Annotated in this window: 1 protein-coding gene; it reads right to left on the bottom strand. The window is 62.3% G+C overall.

Annotation, left to right across the window (positions count from 1 at the left end):
• Positions 1–3 precede the first annotated feature (3 nt).
• Positions 4–1,005 carry a tryptophan--tRNA ligase gene (gene trpS / locus MJ785_RS09830; protein ID WP_239313443.1) on the bottom strand — a complete coding sequence of 334 codons (1,002 nt, stop codon included), beginning with the start codon at positions 1,003–1,005 and terminating at the stop codon, positions 4–6.
• Positions 1,006–1,322 lie beyond the last annotated feature (317 nt).

Genomic DNA, 1,322 nt, shown 5'->3' with positions numbered 1-1,322 from the left:
CTCTTAGCCCAAGCCGGTCAGTTTCTTCACGTGGTCCAGGGTCGATTCGGCGATCGACCGAGCCCGGTCCGCGCCGGCTTCCAGCATTTTTTCGACCGCGTCGGGCTCGGCCATCAGCTCGTGGAAACGGCGCTGAATCGGCTCCAACGAAGCGATCACCTGGTCGGCTACCGTTCGCTTGAGAAGCCCGTAACCCTTGCCGTCGAATTCCGATTCGATTTTCTCCCGCGGCTGCCCCGACAGCACCTGATACAGCGTCAACAGGTTGAGCACCCCGGGACTGGCCGTCTCGAACCGTATGTCGCCACCAGAATCGGTCGTGGCTCGCATGACTGTCCTGCGGATGACGTCCGGAGGGTCGATCAGCCCGATTGAGTGGCCCGCTTTGGTCTCCCCGATCGACTTGGACATCTTTCCCGTCGGCTCGTCGAACGCCATGATCCGCGCTCCGCTGGTGCGGATCAGTGGTTCCGGGATCGTGAACGCCTCTCCGAACAGCCGGTTGAACCGGATCGCGATGTCCCTGGTCAATTCAACGTGCTGCCGCTGGTCCTCGCCCACTGGCACCAGATGTGTTCCATACAACAGGATGTCCGCGGCCTGGAGCACTGGATAGTCCAGCAGCCCTGTGCCCACCGACTCCTGCAAGGTCGACTTCGCCTTGTACTGGGTCATCCGCTCAAGCCAGCCCACCGGCGTCACACAGTTGAGAATCCACGTCAACTCGGCGTGCGCGCTCACCCGGGACTGCACAAAGATCGTGGACTTGTCCGGGTCGATACCACACGCCACATACAGCGCAGCGGTCTCCCGCGCCTTCGCGCGGAGGTTTTCGGGGTTGACCGCTTCGGGGATTGTCAGCGCATGCAGGTCCACCACGCAGAAGACGTTGTCGTACTGATCCTGGTTCTCCGCCCACAACGACAGCGCACCCACATAGTTCCCAATGTGGATCTTTCCTGTGGGTTGGACGCCCGAAAACACCCGCTGGCACTGCTTCTGCATGACCTGCCTCAATACTCCCTGCCCTAGGGCGATCGGTGGAACCTGCGACATCCTCCGTAACGGGTATCTCTGCCCAGTCACGGCGGTACACTATTGTGCCAAAGCGACCTCCGCCACGCTTTTTCTGGCCTCTCGTGTCTGTGGCGCACCGCAGGTGGTGAGCACTGGCATCGAACCGGGTCCCGACGACGCGAGGCGCCGCGTGGGCGCCCAGCGCACAGCGTCCACCAGCCTCCGACAGGACCCTGCCGGCCGGAGAGCTGCACGCGTCGACTCCACGATCAAGATTACCGTCCCGAGCCTTTGGCAACCTTAGT

The sequence above is a fragment of the Protofrankia sp. CiT1 genome, assembly GCF_917627335.1.
In the GTDB taxonomy this organism is placed as follows: domain Bacteria; phylum Actinomycetota; class Actinomycetes; order Frankiales; family Frankiaceae; genus Protofrankia.
Note: the sequence above shows the minus strand (reverse complement) of the source record. Positions and strands in the feature narration are given on the sequence as shown.